The organism is Falsiroseomonas sp. (genome assembly GCF_030695085.1).
Classification (GTDB): domain Bacteria; phylum Pseudomonadota; class Alphaproteobacteria; order Acetobacterales; family Acetobacteraceae; genus Falsiroseomonas.
In genome coordinates, this window is record NZ_JAUYTS010000084.1 from 1 (window position 1) to 20,857 (window position 20,857).

Here is a 20,857-nt window from a genome sequence, read left to right on the forward strand (position 1 = left end):
AGGGGTTGTTGGTCTCAGCAACCCAACCCTACCGAAGATCACCGCGGTGGCCGCCCAGGGCGCTCCGCTTCGCTCAGCCAGGGGCTTCGCTACGCGCCCCGGGCTTCGGTCCTCCTACACCACCACCCGGGACACGACCTCCCTCGGTCCGTCGCTGCGTTTGGCCGGGCGGCCTACGTCTCGCAAAATGAACGGTCCGAGCTGTAGGCCTCGCGTCGATATTTCGCGGCGTAGTTGGCGCGCCGAAGCGGGCGGCGCAGCAGGACCTGGCCGAGCCGGCGCCAGCTGCCGAGCGGCTGCATCGGCGGTGCGCCCGCACCGGCATTCCATAGGAGCTGGACCTCGACCCGGCCTGTTGCCGCATGACCCAGCACGCGAAACCCTGGTGCGGCCAAAGTCAGGTCGTAGTCAGCACATTCCACAGGCAGGGGCAGAGCGGTGGCGGTCCAGATCGGTGCGTCGGGTCTCTGCCAATACGCCGCGACCAGCGACCGCAGCGCCCACAGATGCAGCCTGGTCGCGGCAGTCAGGCGCGCGGCATGGGTCATCTGATTGGCAGCCGGCGCGTCATGCGCGAATTACTCCGTTGGGTATTGGGGTGCAAGGCAATCTGCCGCGTCGGTCTCGGCTGCGCCGGCTGGACGGGACCTGGGGGTGTTCGCGGATGAGAATGGCTTCAAGGCGGCGCGCATCACCTGGCGGTGCGATTCCACGGGTGTGTGATGCCGCAACCGATACCAAAAAGGAAGACTCCGGCGCGCGGGATCAACGACTGAAGCGCCCACTGAGAATGCCACCTGGACGCTGGTGACCGCCGGCCTGTAGCCTGGAAGGGCTGCGTCACCAATCGGAGCCATTCTCCTGATCCCGCACGCCGTCTCTCGTGCCGCCATCGTCTTGTTGATCGCAGTGGCCTCCGCACTCGTCCCTTTGTCGACCTCGGCGCAGGTGGAGCACGCAGCGGGGAGAATCCTGCGGGTCGGTCCAGGCGAGCCATTTCCGCTGCCGAGTGCGGCCGCGGCTGCGGCGCGGGAAGGCGACCGTGTGGTCATCGCGCCCGGCCGATATCGGGATTGTGCGGTATGGCGCGTCCCGCGCGTGACGATCGAGGCTGCGCCGGGCGGCGAGGTCGAGATCCATGGTCCCATCTGTGCCGGCAAGGCATTGTTCGTGGCCAGCGCGCCCGGCCTGGTGGTAGCCGGCCTGACCTTCCGCGGCGCCAGGGCGACAGAGGGCAACGGTGCCGGAATCCGGGCCGAAGGCGGCGACCTCACGGTGCGCGCAAGCCGTTTCATCGACAATGAGAACGGTATCCTGACGCATCGCGATCCGACCGCGAAGCTGCTGGTGGAGGACAGCGTGTTCCAGGGCAACGGCGCGCTGCGCAATGGAAGGGACTGCGCGCACGGGATTTATGTCGGGCAATGGGCGCGGGTCACCATCCGCCGCTCGGAATTCCGGGACACGCAAGCCTGCCACCACATCAAGTCGCGCGCCCTGCGCACGGATATCCTGCAGAGCCTCATCGAGGATGGGCCGCAAGGACGATCCAGCTACCTCATCGACATTCCCAGTGGTGGCGACCTGATCCTGCGTGGCAGTCGGCTGATCAAGGGGCCGCTGACCGGCAATCCGGTCGGCGCGGTGGTCATCGGGTCGGAGCGCACGCTCAACCCGACGCGGGAGCTACTGATCGAGGACAATGATTTCGAGAACCGGATGACGAGCGTCACCGCCTTCGTCGTGAACCGTGGGGAAGTGCCCGCCGTGCTGAATGCCAATCGGCTGTCCGGCCCTACGCGTCCGCTTCTCGGGGCCGGCAGGCTGCGCTGAGACCGGACGCGCGCAGGCATGTGGTCACGCCGCGCATCTTCCGGTGCCGATAGGCGCCCCTGCGCCTGGATCAGCTATAGAGATGCGCGCGTTCTTCCTCCCGCACCCCATCATGGGCTGCGACATCTCGCTCGATACGCTTGCGCGCCACCCAGTCGAAATAGGTGTCGATACCGCGCCACCCGCGCTCAAGCGCCGCGTGGCGCGCGCGATAGAGATCGACCACATGCTTGGGCATGGCTTCGATGCCCTGCTCGAACAGCAGCGGATACAGCATGTTCGCCTGCTGCCGCCGCACGGCGTAGCGCATTTTGCGATTGCGATAGATGCGCCAGTCGCCGAGACGCCAGGGCGACAGCTGCTGAAAGGCGAAGCCACCCCGCTCGGTCGCGGTGATGCGCTCCTCATGCCGCGGCCCGCTGGTATCCAGATCGTGCTTGACCAGCGTCGTCACCAGCCCGTCCTCGCCGAAGATGCCGAATGGCAGCCGAATGTCGCGTTTCCGGAATTCAGCCAGACAGCTGCCGCGCAAGGCGTACAGATTGCCAGCCATTTCATGGCTGCGGATCAGCTTCTCACGAAAGGCGTTGCGGCTACGGCCGCTGACCGGCAGGCCTGCGCAGCCATTGGCCTCCGGTACGGCTTCAAAGCGCTCCAGGAAGCCGGCGATCGACCCTGGCGCCACGATCATGTCACCATCCGTGAAGACATGCAGCGCCGCATCGTGCGGCGCTATCTCATGTGTGTAGGTGTTCCATGCATTGGCCTTGTCGCCGCGGCGGATCACCACGGGCACCAGCGCGAAGCCGCGGGGCTGATAGGCACGCACCCGCGCCTCCGTGTCGTCGGTGCAGCCATTGATAAGGACATGCACGGTCATCGGCGCCTCATGCGCGCAGGCGGCCAGCGCATCGAGGCATGCGGTGATCTGCGCTGATTCATTGTAGGCGAAGACAGCGACGGAAACGGCGGGTGACATCTGCAGTGCTCCGGCGATGGGTGGAATTGCGCTGGACCAGCAGCCCCGCGCATGGGCTCAGGCGCGCAAGCAAGGGCGGCTGCCGTGCATACAAGGCACAGTCGCCAACGGCCCCAGGCTGCTGCCGGCATCACGTTCAATTGACAAGTCGATAATCCGAGTTCTGTCGGCTGTGGCGCGTCGCGTCTCGCCGAACCATGCCGGCCAGGATGGCGCGGCGCAGTCAGGCCAATAACACCCTTTTGCTGTGCGAAGACAACCGCGATCGATCTAACTTGCGCGCCATGCCTCCCCGAACACGACATTGCGCCGAGGGCGGCGCGCCACGCACGAGATTGAGACGACGCGCGCAGATGACGCGACGGGTTCGTGGTACTCCCTCGGCCTCACCTTTTCCCTGAACCCTTCGGCACGCGCACCGATCGGTCCACCCCGGCCCCTGATCGCTGTTGTCGCTCGACTTTACAGCACCCGGGTACTGGATGTCGGTTCGTCCTTAAAATGTTGTCTTTGCTTCGCTATTTCGACGGCAAGGCATTTGCATAGCGGCGCAGTGAATCTGTGTTGAGCGTCACATTGCGGAACAGCGATTGTGAAACAGTGTGGGTATGACCTTAGCCTCCTGAGGACGACGACAGCGATGCGCTTCCACCTGCGGCTTTGTCAGAGCACCACGGACACGAGGACGGCCGCACGCCGCGCCGCCGGAATCCTGGTGCGTGTCACCGGGCCCACCGGCTGCGACGAGGCCCGGTTGGGCGGCGGAAACCATGCAGGCACCGGCGCATGACCGCGGTTGATGGCCCCCCCGAGCCGCCGCGTGAGGCCGCGCCTCCGCGGCCGCGCCGCGTGCTGCATGTGCTGAAGTATTATCGCCCCGCCTTCACCGGCGAAGGCGTGTTTCTGGAGCGCTCCAGCGCGGTGATGCAGGAAATCCTGCCGGGTGTGGGGCACGACCTGCTGGTGACGCATACGCCGCGCCCGGCCGAGGATCCGGCAGCCTGCTCCACGCTCGGCCGCGTCATCTACCTGGCGGACCGCCCGCTCGGCACGGTGCGGCGCGAAATCCGCATGGTGGCCTGGTTCATCGCCAACCTGCACCGCTACGACACGGTGCATGTCCGCACCCATGCCGACTGGTATTTCCTGACCTACCTGCTGACCCGGCTGGCGCGGCGCCGGCTGGTGATCTCCGCCACCTTGGATGACAGCCTGCCGGTATTGACCCAGCAGTACCGCGCCAGCCTGCGGAAATGGGCAGCGCGCGGTTTCCGCCTTTTCGACGGCTTCATCAGCATCAGCCCGAAGCTGGATGCGGAAACCCGAACTGTCGCCGACGCCGCGCGCTGCCATCTCATTCCCTGCGGCGTCAGCATCCCCGCGGTGCAGCCCGATGTACGCGCCGGGCTGCGCGCCGAACTCGGCATCGGGGCGGAGGAACTTGTGCTGCTGTTTGTCGGCGGCCTCGGCGCGCGCAAGGACCCGCTGTTTCTGGTGCGTGCCCTGCCGCGCATCCTGGCGGCGCGGCCTGATGTGCGGCTGCTGCTGGTCGGGCCGGTGCTGGAGGATGCGCATCTCTGGGCGATCCAGGATGAGATGGGGCGCTCAGGGCTTGCGGGCCGCGTCATCCTGGCCGGTGAACAACGCAATCCCCACCCCTATTTCGCCGCCTCCGATGTGCTGGTCTTCGGCTCCCACCTCGAAGGTTTCGGCACGGTGGTGCCGGAGGCCATGGGCCATGGCCTGCCTGTCGTGGTGCGCCACCTGCCGGGCGTGAATGACAGTTTCGTGCTGGACGACGAAACCGGTTTCCTGTTCACGGATGAGGATGGCTACGTCGCCGACGTGACCCGCCTTGCAACCGACGCCGCATTGCGCGGACGGATCGGGGCGGAGGGCCGCAAGCTGGCGCGGGCGCGCTTCGGCATGCGCGGCGTCGCGCATCGCTATCTTTCCGTCTACGGCTTTGACGCGCCGCCGCTGCCGCCGGAGGAGACCGGCCTCGGCGCCACGGCGTCGGTTCTCGATCACCGCTTCCACGAGCCCATTTCAGCCCCGGCCAAAGCCCAGCCGCTGCTGATCACCATGGTCGATGCGGAGGAAGCCTTCGACTGGTCCGCCCCGTTCCGCCGCGACGCGCCGGATGTCACCTCCATGGCGGCGCAGGCGCTGGCGCACCGGGTGTTCGAGCGGCATGGCGTGGTGCCGCTGTACCTGGTGGACTACCCGGTGGCGACACAGGATGCAGGGCGTGCGCCGTTGCGCGAATTCCTTGCCTCCGGCGCCTGCGAGATTGGCGCGCAGATGCACCCCTGGGTGACGCCGCCCTTCAATGAGGAGGTGAATGAGCGCAACAGCTATGCCGGCAACCTGCCGGTGGATCTGGAACTCGCCAAGGCGCGCTGCCTGACGGATACGCTGGCGGAGACCTTCGGCACGGCGCCGCGGATCTATCGGACCGGGCGTTTCGGCGCCGGGCCGCGCACCGCGGATATCCTGAAGTCGCTGGGCTACCTGGCCGATAGCAGCGTCACCCCGCATTGGCCGCCCGATGGCGTGGTGGGCGGGCCCGCGGCCAACTGGGCCTTTTCGGCGCGGCCCTATTGGGCAGACCGCGAGCGCACGCTGGTGGAAATTCCGGTCTCCGCCGCACTGGTCGGGCGGCTGGCCGGCACGCGGGCGGAACGCCTGGCGCCGTGGTTGCTCGGCCCTGCCGGGCGGCGTCTGCACCTGGGTGGGGCACTGGCCCGGCTCGGCCTGCTGGAGCGTATCCGATTGAGCCCCGAGGGCATGACGCTGGAGGAGGCGAAGCGGCTGACCCGCCACATGCTGGCGCATGGCCACCGGGTCTTCGTGCTGACCTATCACTCCCCGTCACTCGCCCCCGGCAATACGCCCTATGTGCGCGACGCGGCGCAGCTCGAGCGATTCCTTGGCTGGCTGGACGAATTCTACACCTTTTTCCGGGAGGAGGCGGGTGGGCGCTTCGGCAGCTGGCAGGAGGTCCGCGGCCAGCAATTGGCGCCGCCACGCCCGGCCATTCTGGCGGCGGCATGAACGGGCTGCAGAACGCGCTCGCGCCACTGCTGCTGCCGCCTCTGGCACTGGTGGTGCTGGCGCTGCTGGCCGGGCTGCTGGCGGCGCGATGGGCCGCGCCCGGGCGCCGCGGCGCCGGGCTCGCAGCAGCCGCGGCCAGCCTCGGCGTGTTGCTGATGGCGACGCCACTGGTCTCCGGGTTGCTGATCCATTCGCTGAACCCGGAAGCCGCAGACCGCACGGGCGAAATGCCGGGCGCCATCATCATCCTCGGTGGCGATGTGGCGCAGGGGCGCCAGGGCCCGGAGGTCGGGTTGCTGACGCTGGAGCGACTGCGCGCCGGCGCCGCGCTGCATCGCGCCAACAACCTGCCGATCCTGGTGACCGGCGGGGTTCTTTCCGCGAACCAGCCGCCCCTGGCGCAGCTGATGGCGCACAGCCTGGAGGCGGATTTCGGCGTGGCGCCACGTTGGGTCGAAGCCCGGGCCGCTGATACGCGGGAAAATGCGGGCTTTGCCGCCGCGTTGCTGAAGGCGGATGGGGTCTCCGCCGCCTGGCTGGTGACGCAGGGCTGGCATATGCCCCGTGCACAGGGTTCCTTCGCGCGGCTGGATTTCCGCGTCCTGCCGGCGCCGGTACGGCACAGCCCTGCGCCGCGGCTGGCGCCGGCGGCCCTGCTGCCGCGCGCCGACCACCTGACCGATAGCTGGTTTGCCCTGCACGAATGGGCCGGCCGCGCCTTTTACGCGGTGCGCGACGGATGGGCGCCATGACCGATCCCGTCGGAGCACCTTACACCACCCTTGCGCAGTGTCGTCCTCGCGCCGCATCTCGTTGTTTTGCCTTCGACAAGTCCGTGGCAAGGCGCTTGCATAGTTGGAGCCTCACACCGCTTTCCATCGACCGTGCCGGCATTACCCTGGCTCATGCACCGGCACCGCCCCCGTCCACCGAGAACGAGCACAGCCATGGACTTTCACCCGCAGCAATTGCACTGCGCCCGCTGCGAGGCTTCCACTTGAACCTTATTGAGACAGATACGAATACCCGGCGCGGCCCCGGGCGGGATGCTGCCCGCAACACGCCGATGCGGCTGCATCCGGTGACCGGTGGGCGCCTGCCGGATTGGTGTGAACGCTTTCTCGCCCCGGTCGGCGCCGGCGACATCTTCGCCACGCGCCTGTGGTACGACACGACTCTGGCGCACGCCCTGCCGCCCGGCACCACGCCGCTGCTCGGTTGCTGCGCGGAGGATGCGGCGCTGCTGCCGCTGCTGCGCGGTTCGCATGGCGGGCTGCGCAGCCTCACGACCCCCTACACCCTCGCCTGGCGACCCCTGCCCGCGCAGCCCACCAGCTCCGCCGCGCTGATCGCCTGCGGGGCCAGCCTCGGCGCCGCGCTGCGCTTCCGCGCGCCCGCCCGGCTCGAGGCACTGGCCGAGGATGCGCCCGGGCTCGAGGATTGGCTGCAGGGCCTGCGCGATGCCGGCATCGCCGTGCAGCGCTACCGGCACTTCGGCAATTGGCACGAGGCGCTGGTGCCGGGTGCCGGCTGGTCCGGCTACATGGCGGCCCGCCCGCCCGCGCTGCGCACCACCGTTCGTCGCAAGCTGGACCGTGCCAGGCGCGACTTCCGTTTCGAGATGCTGTGCGAGCCGGGCCCGGCGCTGGAAGCCGCAATCGCCGGCTACCTGGACGTGCACGCCGGGAGCTGGAAGCCGGCCGAGCCATTTCCCGCCTTCGACCCCGCCCTGATGCGTGGCGCCGCGGCCGTCGGCGCGCTGCGCCTCGCCCTGCTGCGCGATACCGCGGGCAAGGCTGTCGCGGCGCAGTACTGGCTGGTCTCCGGCGGCCACGCCTGGCTGCTGAAGCTCGCCCATGTGGAGGCCAGCCGCGCCGCATCCCCCGGCACCGCGCTGACCGCCATGATGATCCGCCATCTGATTGAGGAGGAAGCCGTGCAGCATCTGGATTTCGGGCGCGGCGACGACGCATACAAAAGCCTGTGGGTGGCGGCGCGGCGGCAGCGGATGGGCCTGGTGCTGGCGCATCCCGGCCATCCGCTCGGGCTGCTGGCCATCGCGCGCCGGCAGATCGCGGGATGGATCGGCCGATGAGGATTCTCTACAGCCACCGCATCCGATCCCGCGACGGGCAAGGCGTGCACCTGGACGCCATGGTCGCCGCACTCCGCGCCGCCGGCCATGTGGTGCAGGTGACCGGCCCCGCCGGCTACGACAAGGCCGAGCTGGGTGGCGAAAGTGCCGGCCTCGCCCGGCTGCGCCGCCTGCTGCCGGCCGGGGCGCAGGCCCTGGCGGAAATCGCCTATGCGGTTCCCGCCACCTGGCGGCTGTACCGCGCGGCAGCGGCCTTCAAGCCGGACGTGATCTATGAACGCGCCAACCTGTATCATGTGGCCGGCCGCATCGTGGCGCGGGCCCGCGGCGTGCCGCTGCTGCTGGAGGTGAATGCACCGCTGGCGGAGGAACGGGCGCGCTTCGGCGGCCTGGGTCTGCCGCGCCTGTCGGCCTGGATCGAGCGCTTCGCCTGGCGTGGCGCGCAACGCGTGCTGCCGGTGACGGAAGTGCTTGCCGGACGTGTCGCCGATGCCGGCGTGCCACCCGGCCGTATCACCGTGGTGCCGAACGGCATCGATCTGGCCGATTTCCCTGAGCCCGCACCGCGGCAGTCACGCGATACGCTGGTGCTCGGCTTCGTCGGCTTCGTGCGGGATTGGCACGGGCTGGACAAGGCGCTGCACGGCATCGCCGCCTGGCGCGGCGACCGACCGATGTCGCTGATGGTGGTGGGCGATGGCCCGGCCCGGCCGGGCCTCGAGAGGCTGGCGGCGGAACTCGGCATCGCCGATCGCGTGCGTTTCACCGGCCTCGCGGCGCGCGACGCCGTGCCCGCCCTGGTCGCGGGCTTCGACATCGCCCTGCAGCCGGCTGCGGTGCCCTATGCCTCGCCGCTCAAGGTTTTCGAATACATGGCCGCCGCCTGCGCCATCGTCGCGCCCGACCAGCCCAACCTGCGGGAAGTGCTGCAGGACGGCGAGACGGCGCTGCTGTTCGACCCGGCGGAGCCCGGCGGCTTCTGGGCCGCCGTGTCCCGCCTGGCACAGGACGCGGCGCTGCGGCAGCGGCTGGGTGAGGCGGCGCGAGCCCAGATCCTGGCGCGTGACCTGACCTGGGCCGGCAATGCCCGCCGCGTAGTGGCGATTGCGGAGGCCGAGCGGGCGGCGTTGCGGCCGCATGATGCCGCAGGCGAGATCACACGGGGGTCGCTCGCATGACGGTCCCTGCCTTTTCCCAAGCAAGGCTGACCGAACAGCTCCCGGATGCCGCGGCGCGCAGCAAGACCCATGTGGATGATCAATCCGGGCGCGCGCGCAGACCGCTGGTGATGCATGTCTTCCCGAGCTTCGCCGTGGGCGGTGCGCAGGTGCGCTTCGCCGCGATCGCCAATCGTTTCCGGTCGCGCTGGCGGCATGTGGTGGTACCGCTGGACGGCAACGGCGCCTGCGCCGCGCGGATCGGTCCTCAGGTGCCCTTCACCCTGCTCGACCCACCGGCCAGCCACGGCACCGGCGCAACCGGGCTGGCGCGCAAGCTGTGGGACATCCAGGCGCTGCTGCGGCGGCTGCGGCCGGATGTGCTGGTGACCGGCAATTGGGGCAGCATGGACTGGGCCATCGCCCGCCACGCCGTGCCCGGGCTGCGTCACATCCATATCGAGGACGGTTTCGGGCCGGAGGAGGCGGAACGCCAGTTCCGCCGCCGCGTCCTGGCCAGGCGCTGGGCACTGCGCGGCAGCACGGTGGTGCTGCCGTCGCTGACCCTGCTGCGGCTGGCCCGGCAGGAATGGCGGCTGCCGGACGCACAGCTGCGCTACATCCCGAACGGGTTGGACCTCAACCGCTTCCGGCCGGATGGCCCGGTGGCCTGCCCGGTCCCCGGCTGGGGCGGCGACGGGCACCCCATGCCGCTGATCGGCACCGTGGCCGCGCTGCGGCCGGAGAAGGCGCTGGATCGGCTGCTGCGCGCCTGTGCCCTGCTGGCGCGGCGCCACACCGCCTTCCACCTGGTGATCATCGGCGACGGTCCGGACCGCGCCCGGCTGCAGGCGCTGACAGCATCGCTCGGGCTGGAGTCTCGGGTGACCTTCGCCGGCCATGTGCCTGACCCGGCCGCCGCCTACCGGTCCTTCGACGTCTTCGCCCTGACCTCCGACACGGAGCAGATGCCCTTCTCGGTGCTCGAGGCGATGGGAACCGGGCTGGCCGTGGCCTCCACCGATGTCGGCGATGTCGCGGCGATGGTCGCCACGCAGAACCGGCCTTTCGTCACGCCGCGCGACGATGCCGATTTCGCCATCGCGCTTGCGACGCTGCTGGAAGAACCGGCCCGGCGGCGCAACATCGGCGCGGCCAACCGTTCCCGCGCCGTGCTGGATTTCAGCGAGGAAACGATGTTCCAGACCTATGCCGGGCTGATCGAGGGCTGACAGCCGCGAGCGCCGCCGGGCGCAGGCGCGGAATTCGCGCCTGGGCGGCCGCGCTTTACCCCACCCTGGTGCATTGAAGGCGGGACCGGACGCTGCACGGGACGGTTGTGCCCGGCGTCCGCGTCGCGCTGGCCGCGCATCCATTCATTCAGGCGCATTTCCCAGCGACCTGCCGCTGTCCCGAGGCGGCAACAAGCCAGCCGCAGCAGCAGCGGCGAAGGCTGCCACGTCCCGCCTTTATCGGCAGATTGTGATGACAGCCATCTCCTCGCCACAAAGGCGGTCAAAATGCGGCGGAACGGCCAGTTGCAACCATAACTGTGCCAATTCGTGCCGAATCATGGCCCGAGGCAAAAACAACGGGGAGCTTTTTATTTCGTGTCCGGTATGGTTACGGACATAAGCTTACACTACCTTCCATCAAAATTTGAGGAGCATGGTAAACCAACTTGCGTCTAACGTTAGCCTACTGAAGTTTTCATAATTTTAATCAAACTTCGCGCAGATATGATGCAACCTCCTGGTGTGGATGCGTCGGGTTTATCGGCGCCGAGGGAGTACTTCATGTCTGATTCAACCCACGGTATCGTCCTCCAGAATGCCGGTAGCGGCTCCCTTGACGGAGGCATTGCCACCTTCGGCCAGGTGTTTTTGCGGGGCGATGTCCCCGCGGGCGCGGAACTCACCGCGCAAGGCGGCGGCCTTTCCCTCCCTGTGCAGATGGATGTGAAGACCCGCTACGAGGACGGCTCGGTCAAGATGGCCGTGCTGGCCGTGCAGCGTCCCGCCATTGCACCGGGCGAATCGCTGGAACTCGCCCTGACGGCCGGGCCTGCCACGTCGGGCGCAGCCGCGATCAATCTGAATGCCGCGCTGAGCCAGCATACGTTCCTGGTCGAGATGAAGATCGCCGGCGGATCGACCGTCCAGGTCGACGTCATGGATGCGCTGCGTGATGCGTTGGCCGACGGCAGCGCCAGCTTCTGGCAGAGCGGGCCGCTGGCAACCCAGGCCCGCGTCGCTGTCGACCTGCCGGGCGCTCAGCGCCTGGTCTTCGATGTCACCGCCTTCAAGGGTGGCGGCATGACGGTGGAGGCGCAGTTCAACAACGACAAGGCCATGGGCGCCAGCGGCGGCCGTGTTCAATACGATCTCACGGTTACCATGGATGGCGTTAAGGTCGCGACGGAGACGGTCAGCCAGGGCCAGTACCAGAACTGGCACCGCACCTTCTCCTCGAACGATCACGATGGCGGGCAGGGACTGGGCAGCCCGTCAGAAGGTTGGCTGAACATCCGGCATGACGTCGAGTATCTCTCGAAGACCGGTGCCATCGCCGCCTATGACACCAGCCTCAGCATCAGCGACACCCTGATCAACAAATGGGCCGCGGCGCAATCGGAGGCCGCCTGGTCTGCGCCCTTGTCGGCCAACGGCATCACGCAATACATGCCGATGACCGGCGGTCGCGGCGATATCGGCATCACCACCGCCGGCAACACCGCCTGGTTGTTGAGCGGCGATCCCTACGCCGCCGGCTACGCGATGGGCCAGGCCGAAGCTGCGAGCGCCATTCCCTGGCATTTCTGGAACGCCCAGAAGGATACGTGGATCAATTCCGCCGACTTCCCGAAGCTTTGGACCGACGCACGCGGCGGCACCGGCAAGGTCGGTGACGCGAACGCCACCGGCCTGACGCAGCAGGTGCCCAATGATACGGGTTGGTCGCCGGACCGCGCGCACCAGCCGAGCGTATCCTTCGTTCCCTACCTGCTGACCGGCGAACGCTGGATCCTCGACAACCTGCAGGCCCAGGCCAATTTCAACGTCATCGGCGTCTGGCCCGCGGTGCGCACCGAGGACGGCGCCTTCATCGCGCCGCAGCATCAGGCACGCAGCATCGCCTGGAGCATCCGTGAGGTCCAGAACGCCGCCTGGGCGAGCCCGGATGGCAGCCCGGAGAAGGCCTATCTGCAGGGCGTTGCCGACGCGAACTGGAAGTGGCTGGTCGAGCAGATCCCCGCCTGGACCGCATTGCAGGGCGAAGCCCACGGATGGGTGCCGAATGTGGGTGGTGCCGGGATCGACATGTCGCCGTGGCAGCAGGACTACATTGCCTCCACCGCCATCGCTGCCGCCAGCCGCGGCAACGAGGATGCGATGACCTTCCTGAAGTGGCAGATGAACTTCCTGATCGGCCGCTTCCAGTCGGCCGATAATGGCTTCGCGCTGCGTGACGGTGCCGCCTACATCATTGCCGTCGGCGACGGCAGCAATGTCTACCAGAGCTGGGCCGAGATCGGAGCCGCCACCGCCGCGCGTGGCTGGTCGAACGGCACTGAAAGCTGGCAGCATTCCAACGGTGACTATGCGCGCCTGGCATTGATGACCCTGGCCGGCATCTACGGGGTGACCGGCTCGCAGGACGCCTATGATGCCTACAAGGCCCTGCTGGCACAGAAGCCACCCCACGTTTCGGAAAGCACCTTCGCCGGCAGTCCGAATCATGCCGTGACGATACCGGAGTTGTACGGCAGCGGCGCCGGCACCGGCGGCACGCCCATTATCCCCCCAGCGCCGCCGGCGCCGAGCCCGCCCGATCAACCGAGCGAACCCGCGCCGCCGGTTGTCATTCCCGTGGCGCCCCCGGCTGCCGCCCCACCGCCGGCGAGCGACACCCTGACGCTTTCGCAAACAGTCCAGGGGGACCGCATCGATCTGGGCGCCGGCAGCAACAACACGCTGAACCTGTCGTCTGCCGGCGCCAACAAGCTTACCGTGCTGAACGCCAAGACCATCAACGGTGGCAGGGCGAATGACGACGTCACCCTCGCCACCACCATCACCAATGGCCGCATCGACCTCGGCGGTGGCAGCGACAGGCTCACCCTGTCTTCCTCCGGCGCCAACAAGCTGACCGTGTTGAATACCGAGAACATCACCGGCGGTACCGCCAATGATGATGTCACCCTCGGCACCATCGTGAACGGCGCCATGGTTGATCTGGGCGGGGGGCAGGACAGGCTGGTCCTGGCAGACGGCTCCAACAGGATCACCGTCGCCAATACCGAAACCATCATCGGCGGCTCCGGCAACGACGACGTGACGCTGTCCACCGCCATCACCAATGGTCGCGTCGACCTCGGCGGCGGCAGCGACAAGCTGACCCTGTCTTCCGCCGGCACCAACCGGCTGACCGTGCTCAACACCGAGACCATCACCGGCGGCACGGCCGATGACGATGTCATCCTCGGCACCGCCATCACCAACGGGCGCATCGACCTCGGCGGCGGCAGCGACAAGCTGACCCTGTCTTCCGCCGGCGCCAACCGGCTGACCGTGCTCAACACCGAGAACATCACCGGCGGCACGTCCGATGACGATGTCATCCTCGGCACCGCCATCACCAACGGGCGCATCGACCTCGGCGGTGGCAATGACAAGCTGACCCTGTCTTCCTCCGGCGCCAACAAGCTGGTCGTGCTCAACACCGAGAGCATCATCGGCGGCAATACAAATGACGAGATCACCCTCGCCACCACCATCACCAATGGCCGCATCGACCTTGGCGGCGGCAGCGACAGGCTCACCCTGTCCTCCTCCGGCGCCAATAAGCTGGTCGTGCTGAACACTGAGATCATCACCGGCGGTACCGCCAATGATGATGTCACCCTCGGCACCCTCGCGAACGGCGCCCTGGTCGATCTCGGCGGGGGGCTGGACAGGCTGGTCCTGGCAAACGGCTCCAACAGGATCACCGTCGCCAATACCGAAACCATCACCGGCGGCTCCGGCAACGACGACGTGACGCTGTCCACCGCCATCACCAATGGTCACATCGACCTCGGCGGTGGCAATGACAAGCTGACCCTGTCTTCCTCCGGCGCCAACAAGCTGGTCGTGCTCAACACCGAGAGCATCATCGGCGGCAATGCGAATGACGAGATCACCTTCGGCACCACCTTCAATGGCGGCATCGTCAATCTTGGCGGCGGCACCGATAGCATCACCTTGTCCTCGGCCGGCAGCAACAAGCTGACCGTGTTGAATACAGAGAACATCAATGGCGGCAGCGCGAGCGATCACATCACCTTCGGCACCACGATCACGAACGGGCGCGTCGACCTCGGTTCCGGGCATGACACCGTCATCCTGTCCTCGGTCGGCGCCAATAAGCTGACGGTCACCAACGTCGAGGTGGTGATCGGAGGCAACCATAGCGACCACGTCACCGTGCTGGGCTCCAGCGCTGCTCGCCTGGCAACTGGCGCCGGAAACGACGTCCTGATTGGCGGCGGCGGCAACGACACCCTGATCGGCGGCAGCGGTACCGATACGATGACCGGAGGTGGGGGGGCTGATCATTTTGTCTTCAGCATGACCGGCGAATCGATCCTGTCCGCCCCCGATCGCATCACGGATTTCAACTCGGGCACGGACAAGCTCGTGTTCGAAGGGCTCCTGAAGGGAAGCTTCGGGTATCGCGGCGACGCGGCCTTCACCGGCAAGGGGCATTCCGAAGCCAGGTTTGCCGATGCTTCGCATCAGCTGATTCTCGATGTGAACGGCGATGGTCGTGCGGACATGGCCATCATTCTGGATAACGTCGTGGCATCCACGCTCCGCGCCTCCGACTTCATCTGGAGCTAGTCCAAAACCTGGGCGCACCGGTCACCTGGATCGATCGGTGCGCCCAGGGATCCAGGGCTCCATAGCCTGATCCTTCACGTTGATCGCACCTCAGCTTCCGGCGCCGATGCGCGCCAGCCAGGTGTGAGGAGGGGCCGCCGATGACGGCTCCGGTGCGGCGCGAATCCCGCAAGCATCCCGCCAAACGCCTGTGCAGCACGAACCGGCGGCCGGAAGGTTGGACGCATCAAGCGTTTGATCACCTCAAGTTGAGCGATGCACAGATGAAATGATGCCGACAGATTCGAAGTCGCATCTGTGCGGTCCCAACCACTTCCGCCCAAGAACGAGACATTTCGCAGTGTTGGCGTCGAATCTTGCTGGCCGTGTCACCTGCCGCTGTTCTTTACGTGAGTATTTTCCGGTGCTGCCACGAGGAGGTAAACAGCTGTAGTCGGATGCAAGCGCGGGATCGCTGCTGGTTCGTCCGGATGAGGGAGAGCCATCAGCAGGTGCGAACCGGCTTGTACGGTGAGACATCTCGCGAATGCGCCCCAAGCGGCCCAGGCCGCCCTAGTCACACGCGGCCCGCCGCACCGTCCGAGGACACAAAGAGATGCACGGCATGGCAAAGTCTTCACCCGCCGCTTCGCGCACCGTCGCCGTCGAAGGGCATCCCCAGGGCCTTTCCGCACTCGACACGGTGGGCGCCGAGATGATGGTTGCGGCAACGCCGGGCAATCGTTCCCCCACCTCCGCCGATGCCAGCGTCGGCAGCCGGATCAAGGAACTACGGCGTGCCGCCGGCCGTACGCAGAAGGAGATCGCCGATATCGTCGGGGTGACCGGTGCGCAGTTCCATCGCTATGAAACGGGCGCCACCCGGATCGCGACGAGCCGGCTGCTCGGCATCGCCGCCGCGCTCGGCGTGCGGGCCGAGGCGCTGGTTGGGACCGCATCCCCGCGTTCGGAGCCGATGGTGGATTTTTCCGAAGGCGCGACCGATGAGCTGGTGGAGCTGGTTCAGGTGTTCTCGACCATCAGCGATCCGCGTCGCCGCAGCGCCCTGATGGCTTTTGCCCGGGCCGTGGCCCGCGGCCAGCCGCTGCAGTCAACCGGCGGCTCGATCGAATAGCCGTCACCCCTGTTTGATCGGCGGCGGGGCCCGACGCAGTTCAGCCCTGCTGCCCGAGCGCCGAGACCACTTTCCGAATCAGCTCCGGCAGCGATTTGGCGCCGATCTTCGCCATGATGGCGGCACGATGGTTTTCCACCGTGCGCTGGTTCAGCCGCAGTTCCGCGGCGATGATCTTGCTCGGCGAGCCGGCGATGACGTGGTCCAGGATCTGGCGCTGACGTAGCGTCAGCCGATCCAGCCGCGCCGCCACCTCCGCCTTCATCGCAGCCTCCCCCGCCGCCTGTGAAATGCGGGTATTCGCGCTGGCAATGTTCCGCAGAAGATCGGAACGCACGATCGGCTTCTCGATGAAATTGATCGCGCCTGCCGTCATCGCGCGCACCGCCATGCGCACATCGCCATGGCCGGTCACCATGATGGCCGGCAGGCGCTGGGCGTGTGGGCGCAAGGCCGCCAGCAGCGCCAGGCCATCCATCCCCGGCATCACCGCATCCACCAGCACGCAGCCGCGGCGCCCTGGATGGTCCGCCTGCAAAAAGGCTTCCGCGCTCGGGAAGCTCTCCACCGAGAACCCGTTGGCAGCCAGCCACTCCGTCGTGTCGCGCCTCAGCGTCGCGTCGTCGTCAACAATAAAGACCTGCCCTCCCGCTTCGGGCGCCGCCACCGCCTCCGCCGACAGGCTGGCCGCCGTCCCGGGCAGCGCGCTGGGCGTTTCCGGCTCGTCTTCATCCGTGCCGATGGCTGGCGCAACCGCATCGGCACGCGCCGGCTCCGTCGTCTCCACATTCGCTGCGCGCACCGCGAGGAGGCGCCGCACGCGGGAGAGGAGATCGTCGGCCCGGATCGGCTTCGGCGCATGTTCAACATCGAGCAGCCCGATCTCCTGCCGCGTCCGGGCGGAGGTATCGCCCGTCAGGATGATCGCCGCCGGCGGCGCCGCCAGCACCTGACGCAACTGCAGTGTCAATTCGACGCCGTTGAAATTGCCCGGCAAGTTGTAGTCGGTAATGACGAGCGCGGGCGGATGTTCAACGGCAAGCGCGATGGCGCGCGACCCCTCGAAGGCAACCGACACGGCATAGCCCTGTTCCTGCAGCAGCATCCGCAGCGCATCAGCCACCGCCTGGTCATCCTCGATCACCAGGATACGCGCGACCTCGCGCGGTGGCGGCAGGTCCTGCGCCGGCAGCGCGCCACCCTGCGCCAGGGGCAGGTCGATGTGGAAGCCGGACCCTGCATTCTCACGCGACCGGACGCCGATCGGGTGCCCCAGCAGATTGCAGAGGCGCCGCGCGATGGCGAGCCCGAGGCCAAGCCCCTGGCTTCGCGCCCGCGCGGTGCCGCCAATCTGATGGGATTCGTCGAACACCGCCTGCATCTGGGCCTTCGGGATGCCGATTCCCGTGTCCCACACCTCGATCCGCAGATGCCCGCCGACCCTGCGGCACCCCAGCAGGATCCGTCCCTGCCGAGTGTATTTCAGCGCATTGGAAAGAAGATTGCGCAAGATCTGTCGCAGCAGCCGTGCATCGCTCAGCACCACCGCGTCGCTCGGCACCAGGCGCCAGTCGAGGCCTGCGGCCAGCGCCGCACCCGCGAATTCCCGCTCGAGGCTGGCCAGCAGCGCGCCCACATGAACCGGGGCGACGTCCGCATGCACGCGGCCCACCTCCATGCGGTTGATGTCCAGCAGCGCGTCCAGGATGCCCGACATCGAGTCGATCGTCTCATCCAGCCGCCCGATCAGCCGCAGCAGCGCGGGATCCGACGCCTTCGCCGCCAGCAGGCCGTGCAGCATGCTCATGCTCTGCAGGGGTTGCCGCAGATCGTGGCTGGCCGCCGCCAGGAAACGCGACTTGTCACGATCCGCTCGCTCGGCCACCGCCTTGGCCAGTTCCAGCCGCCCAGCCAGGCGCGTCTGCTCCGTCAAATCCTCGATGGTCAGCACGCTGCGCGGCGGGTCGGAGCTCAGGCGCCGGGCAACCACCCGCAGCAGCTGGGTCTCCCTTCCCGCCTGAGCGACTTCCAGGATCGAATCCTCCGCCTCACCCGGCAGGACGTTCGCGGAGGTCAGGAAGGCCTCCAGCCGTGGTGCCGCGAGAAGGGCCGCCTCCAGGCGCTCCGGCGTCATGCCCAGCACGGCGCGAAAGCCCGCATTCGCGGCCACGACCTGGCGTTCCGCATCCAGCACCGCAACCGGCAGGTGAATGGCCTGAAGCAATTCCTCCGCCAGGTGCCGCCGGGCACCCGCGGCCCAGGCCACCAGCGCGCCGCCAAGTGCCACCTGCGGAAGGGCCTGGTCGACCAGCAGGCGGTCCGGCCCCTGTTTCAGGTCGTCAGCATCGCGCAGCTGTGTCATCACCCAGCCACCGCGGCGGCGCAGGGCTTGCAGCCCACCCCCCGCACGCGCCGGGTCGTCCGAGAGGAACACCGCGATGCCCTGCGCGCCTTCCGTCTCCGCAAGGCTCAGCAGCAGCGCCTCCAGTCCGGTTCCCGGCGCCGCAGGCAGCGCGCGGAGCCGGCGGTCGCGCAGCTCCATCGGCGTTCCGTCCGGCACCAACAGGACGGCATCCGCCAGCACCGGTGCGCCGTCCGAGACCAGTCCAACCGGCATGGCGATCCGGCCGGCGAGCGCCTGCCGACGAATTTCCTCCGCCCCGCCCGCGGACACCATCACCACCAGGGCAAGCCCCGATTGCCGCGGCATGTCGCCCAGCAGGGCCAGGCAGGTTTCCAGGCTTCCGCCCACAGCGTCGACGACCACCACCGCAATCGCCCGATCACCGGGTTGCAGGCGCGCCGCATCGACATCGCCGCAACCGGCACCGGGCATTCAGGGGATCCTGGGTTTTGGGATGAATTCCACCCAACATAGAGCCAGCGTCCAAAATTCAAACCAGCCCAATTCGCCGTGCTTGTTCAAATAAATGAGCGAATACCACAGTATATGAAACAGCTGCAGCAGTTTACATCTTGCCGCAGTCGCATGTAACGCTTTGCGCAAACCTGGCAACGCCCGGAGCTAGCGGAGGCAAGACACGTGTAGTCCTGCGACGCGCAGCGGCAGCGCGCCGGAGGACCGAGGTCGGGCCTGACCCCGCAGCAACCCTCCGCCTCAAAGGGCGGAGGATGCTACCCGGGCCGACGCAGCGGTACCGGTCCATTAGGCCAACGCGACGATGGCCGGCCGCAGCCCCTGTTCCAGCGTCAGCGCCGGGCTTCCCGGCCAGGCTGTCCGGCAGCCGCACCACCTGGGGCTTGCGGGACCCGTGTCGAAGGCGGCGTAGCTGCGCTGGAACAGGGTGGCGACGCGGTCGTCCACGCCAGCCCCTGCACCGCCGCGCCCATGGCATCAATGACGCCCCAGCGCACCCTGCCCCTGCGCACCCTGCCCCAGCGCACCCTGCCCCAGCGCGCCGGCCTCCGGCCCGGAGCGATCAGGACGGCGGCTGAGGCAGGCGGCAAGTGTGGCGCCTCGGATGTCGCAATCCCGACCTTCGCGCGTCGGCGCGCGGCCCGGCGCTGCGAAAACGGGGCCACGCCGCGACAGTTGCAACGCGATGTTCAGCAATCCCGACCCAGGATGTTCACCGGCCAGCCCGATCGCATCTTGGAAGCGGCGGCCGCAGCCACTATTTCTGTCACGTCCTCATTTCACCCTCGGGCCGCCGGAGCGTCCCGCCATTTGGAATCCGGCCTCGACCCTCGCATGACGAAATCTGAACACGCCGACGGCCTGGACCCCGGGACCGTGACCGCTCGCCTCAAGGTTTCGGCCCGCCTGCGCCGTACCAGCGCCGCGGTGCAGGGGCTTCTGGTGGAATTGCGGCGGCCTTCTCGCCTCGCGCCGCTACCCGTGCCGCCGCCGCGGCTTCAGCCCGGCATCATGCGCGTGGCGTCCTACAACATCCACAAATGCGTCGGCACGGATCGCCGCTTCGACCCGGCCCGCACCGCGGCCGTCATCGCCGAACTCGGCGCCGACCTGGTCGCGGTGCAGGAAGCCGATCGCCGCTTCGGACGCCGCGTCGGCCTGATGGACCCCGCGACGCTGGAGCGGGAGACGGGGCTGGCGCCGTTGCCGGTCTCCGACCTGCCGGATGGCCATGGCTGGCACGGCAACGCCATCCTGGTGCGGCCCGGCACCCCCGCCCGCATCCGCCGCCTGGCGCTGCCGGGCGCGGAACCGCGCGGCGCCTTGGTGGCGGAGCTGGACCTGCCCGGCGGCCGGCTGCGCGTGGTGGCCGCGCATCTCGGCCTGCTGCGCCGCTGCCGCGCCCGCCAGGCCGCCGCCATTCTGCGCGCCCTGGCCGAGGATGCGGAGGGCGAGGCACCGCTACCCACCCTGCTGCTCGGTGACCTGAACGAATGGCGGCCCGGCGCCAAATCCTCCCTGCGCGTCTTCGAGCCGTTCTTCGGCCCCCTGGTCCACGGCCCGGCCAGCTTCCCGACCCGCTTGCCGGTGCTGGCGCTGGACCGCATCCTGGGCTGGCCGCGCGGCGTGGTCAGCGATGTGGCCGTGCATGACAGCGCCCTGGCGCGCATCGCCTCGGACCACCTGCCGCTGACCGCGGCGGTGCGGCTCGGCGCCACCTCCGGGCTGGTGAGCGAGGCCGCCTGAGACTCCTGGCTTTGCGTCGTTGCAACCGCAATGCTGCTGCCCCGTTCGCTTGAGGCTGGCACCGCTGATCGCCAGATCACCCTGGCAGGCGGATGAGGAGCGGCATGCGACAGATC

General features: G+C 68.0%; 14 protein-coding genes. 10 read left to right on the top strand and 4 right to left on the bottom strand.

Features of this window, described 5'->3' with window-relative positions; translation table 11 throughout:
• Window positions 1–173: 173 nt before the first annotated feature.
• Window positions 174–548 (bottom strand): hypothetical protein, encoded by a 375-nt coding sequence (locus tag Q8S40_RS10365; protein ID WP_305670319.1) that lies wholly within the window; start codon window positions 546–548, stop codon window positions 174–176.
• A 352-nt stretch (window positions 549–900) separates the two neighbouring features.
• On the opposite strand from Q8S40_RS10365, the gene Q8S40_RS10370 reads away from it, so the two are divergent.
• The gene (locus Q8S40_RS10370; RefSeq protein ID WP_305670320.1) at window positions 901–1,833 is read left to right on the top strand and encodes a hypothetical protein; all 933 of its coding nucleotides are present in this window, start codon (window positions 901–903) and stop codon (window positions 1,831–1,833) included.
• A 70-nt stretch (window positions 1,834–1,903) separates the two neighbouring features.
• Here the strand turns inward: Q8S40_RS10370 and Q8S40_RS10375 are convergent, their stop codons facing one another.
• Window positions 1,904–2,812: a glycosyltransferase gene (locus Q8S40_RS10375; protein ID WP_304807705.1), complete on the bottom strand. Its 909-nt coding sequence runs from the start codon at window positions 2,810–2,812 to the stop codon at window positions 1,904–1,906.
• A gap of 786 nt (window positions 2,813–3,598) precedes the next feature.
• On the opposite strand from Q8S40_RS10375, the gene Q8S40_RS10380 reads away from it, so the two are divergent.
• The 8 genes from Q8S40_RS10380 to Q8S40_RS10415 all read left to right on the top strand — a co-directional run bounded on the left by Q8S40_RS10380 (window position 3,599) and on the right by Q8S40_RS10415 (window position 16,117).
• Complete coding sequence (locus tag Q8S40_RS10380; RefSeq protein ID WP_305670321.1) at window positions 3,599–5,869, top strand: glycosyltransferase; 2,271 nt, start codon at window positions 3,599–3,601, stop codon at window positions 5,867–5,869.
• The gene (locus Q8S40_RS10385; RefSeq protein WP_305670322.1) at window positions 5,866–6,621 is read left to right on the top strand and encodes a YdcF family protein; all 756 of its coding nucleotides are present in this window, start codon (window positions 5,866–5,868) and stop codon (window positions 6,619–6,621) included. The genes Q8S40_RS10380 and Q8S40_RS10385 overlap by 4 nt, the downstream gene beginning before the upstream one ends.
• A 314-nt stretch (window positions 6,622–6,935) precedes the next feature.
• A complete protein-coding gene (locus Q8S40_RS10390; protein ID WP_305670323.1) occupies window positions 6,936–7,964 on the top strand; it encodes a GNAT family N-acetyltransferase in 1,029 nt (342 codons plus the stop codon).
• Window positions 7,961–9,142 carry a glycosyltransferase family 4 protein gene (locus tag Q8S40_RS10395; protein ID WP_305670324.1) on the top strand — a complete coding sequence of 394 codons (1,182 nt, stop codon included), beginning with the start codon at window positions 7,961–7,963 and terminating at the stop codon, window positions 9,140–9,142. Before Q8S40_RS10390 ends, Q8S40_RS10395 begins: the two co-directional genes overlap by 4 nt.
• Window positions 9,139–10,353 (top strand): glycosyltransferase family 4 protein, encoded by a 1,215-nt coding sequence (locus tag Q8S40_RS10400; protein WP_305670325.1) that lies wholly within the window; start codon window positions 9,139–9,141, stop codon window positions 10,351–10,353. Before Q8S40_RS10395 ends, Q8S40_RS10400 begins: the two co-directional genes overlap by 4 nt.
• Before the next feature lie 564 nt (window positions 10,354–10,917).
• On the top strand, window positions 10,918–15,003 hold the full coding sequence (locus tag Q8S40_RS10405) for a calcium-binding protein (RefSeq protein WP_305670326.1): 4,086 nt from the start codon (window positions 10,918–10,920) through the stop codon (window positions 15,001–15,003).
• A gap of 140 nt (window positions 15,004–15,143) precedes the next feature.
• Entirely contained in the window at window positions 15,144–15,275 is a 132-nt protein-coding gene (locus Q8S40_RS10410) for a hypothetical protein (protein WP_305670327.1), read from the top strand.
• Window positions 15,276–15,598: 323 nt separating this feature from the next.
• Window positions 15,599–16,117: a helix-turn-helix domain-containing protein gene (locus Q8S40_RS10415; protein ID WP_305670328.1), complete on the top strand. Its 519-nt coding sequence runs from the start codon at window positions 15,599–15,601 to the stop codon at window positions 16,115–16,117.
• A gap of 40 nt (window positions 16,118–16,157) precedes the next feature.
• Here the strand turns inward: Q8S40_RS10415 and Q8S40_RS10420 are convergent, their stop codons facing one another.
• Both Q8S40_RS10420 and Q8S40_RS10425 read right to left on the bottom strand, forming a co-directional pair.
• Complete coding sequence (locus Q8S40_RS10420) at window positions 16,158–18,953, bottom strand: response regulator (protein ID WP_305670329.1); 2,796 nt, start codon at window positions 18,951–18,953, stop codon at window positions 16,158–16,160.
• A 330-nt stretch (window positions 18,954–19,283) separates the two neighbouring features.
• On the bottom strand, window positions 19,284–19,442 hold the full coding sequence (locus Q8S40_RS10425) for a hypothetical protein (RefSeq protein ID WP_305670330.1): 159 nt from the start codon (window positions 19,440–19,442) through the stop codon (window positions 19,284–19,286).
• Window positions 19,443–19,871: 429 nt separating this feature from the next.
• On the opposite strand from Q8S40_RS10425, the gene Q8S40_RS10430 reads away from it, so the two are divergent.
• Window positions 19,872–20,741, top strand: a complete 870-nt coding sequence (locus Q8S40_RS10430; RefSeq protein WP_305670331.1) for an endonuclease/exonuclease/phosphatase family protein — start codon at window positions 19,872–19,874, stop codon at window positions 20,739–20,741.
• Window positions 20,742–20,857: the final 116 nt, after the last annotated feature.

What these genes read in the sequence shown, in the direction of transcription:
- Q8S40_RS10365 (WP_305670319.1), bottom strand. Translation starts at nt 548, where the DNA reads ATGACCCATGCCGCGCGCCTGACTGCCGCGACCAGGCTGCATCTGTGG.
- Q8S40_RS10375 (WP_304807705.1), bottom strand. Translation starts at nt 2,812, where the DNA reads ATGTCACCCGCCGTTTCCGTCGCTGTCTTCGCCTACAATGAATCAGCG.
- Q8S40_RS10380 (WP_305670321.1), top strand. Translation starts at nt 3,599, where the DNA reads ATGACCGCGGTTGATGGCCCCCCCGAGCCGCCGCGTGAGGCCGCGCCT.
- Q8S40_RS10385 (WP_305670322.1), top strand. Translation starts at nt 5,866, where the DNA reads ATGAACGGGCTGCAGAACGCGCTCGCGCCACTGCTGCTGCCGCCTCTG.
- Q8S40_RS10390 (WP_305670323.1), top strand. Translation starts at nt 6,936, where the DNA reads ATGCGGCTGCATCCGGTGACCGGTGGGCGCCTGCCGGATTGGTGTGAA.
- Q8S40_RS10395 (WP_305670324.1), top strand. Translation starts at nt 7,961, where the DNA reads ATGAGGATTCTCTACAGCCACCGCATCCGATCCCGCGACGGGCAAGGC.
- Q8S40_RS10400 (WP_305670325.1), top strand. Translation starts at nt 9,139, where the DNA reads ATGACGGTCCCTGCCTTTTCCCAAGCAAGGCTGACCGAACAGCTCCCG.
- Q8S40_RS10405 (WP_305670326.1), top strand. Translation starts at nt 10,918, where the DNA reads ATGTCTGATTCAACCCACGGTATCGTCCTCCAGAATGCCGGTAGCGGC.
- Q8S40_RS10410 (WP_305670327.1), top strand. Translation starts at nt 15,144, where the DNA reads ATGACGGCTCCGGTGCGGCGCGAATCCCGCAAGCATCCCGCCAAACGC.
- Q8S40_RS10415 (WP_305670328.1), top strand. Translation starts at nt 15,599, where the DNA reads ATGCACGGCATGGCAAAGTCTTCACCCGCCGCTTCGCGCACCGTCGCC.
- Q8S40_RS10420 (WP_305670329.1), bottom strand. Translation starts at nt 18,953, where the DNA reads ATGCCCGGTGCCGGTTGCGGCGATGTCGATGCGGCGCGCCTGCAACCC.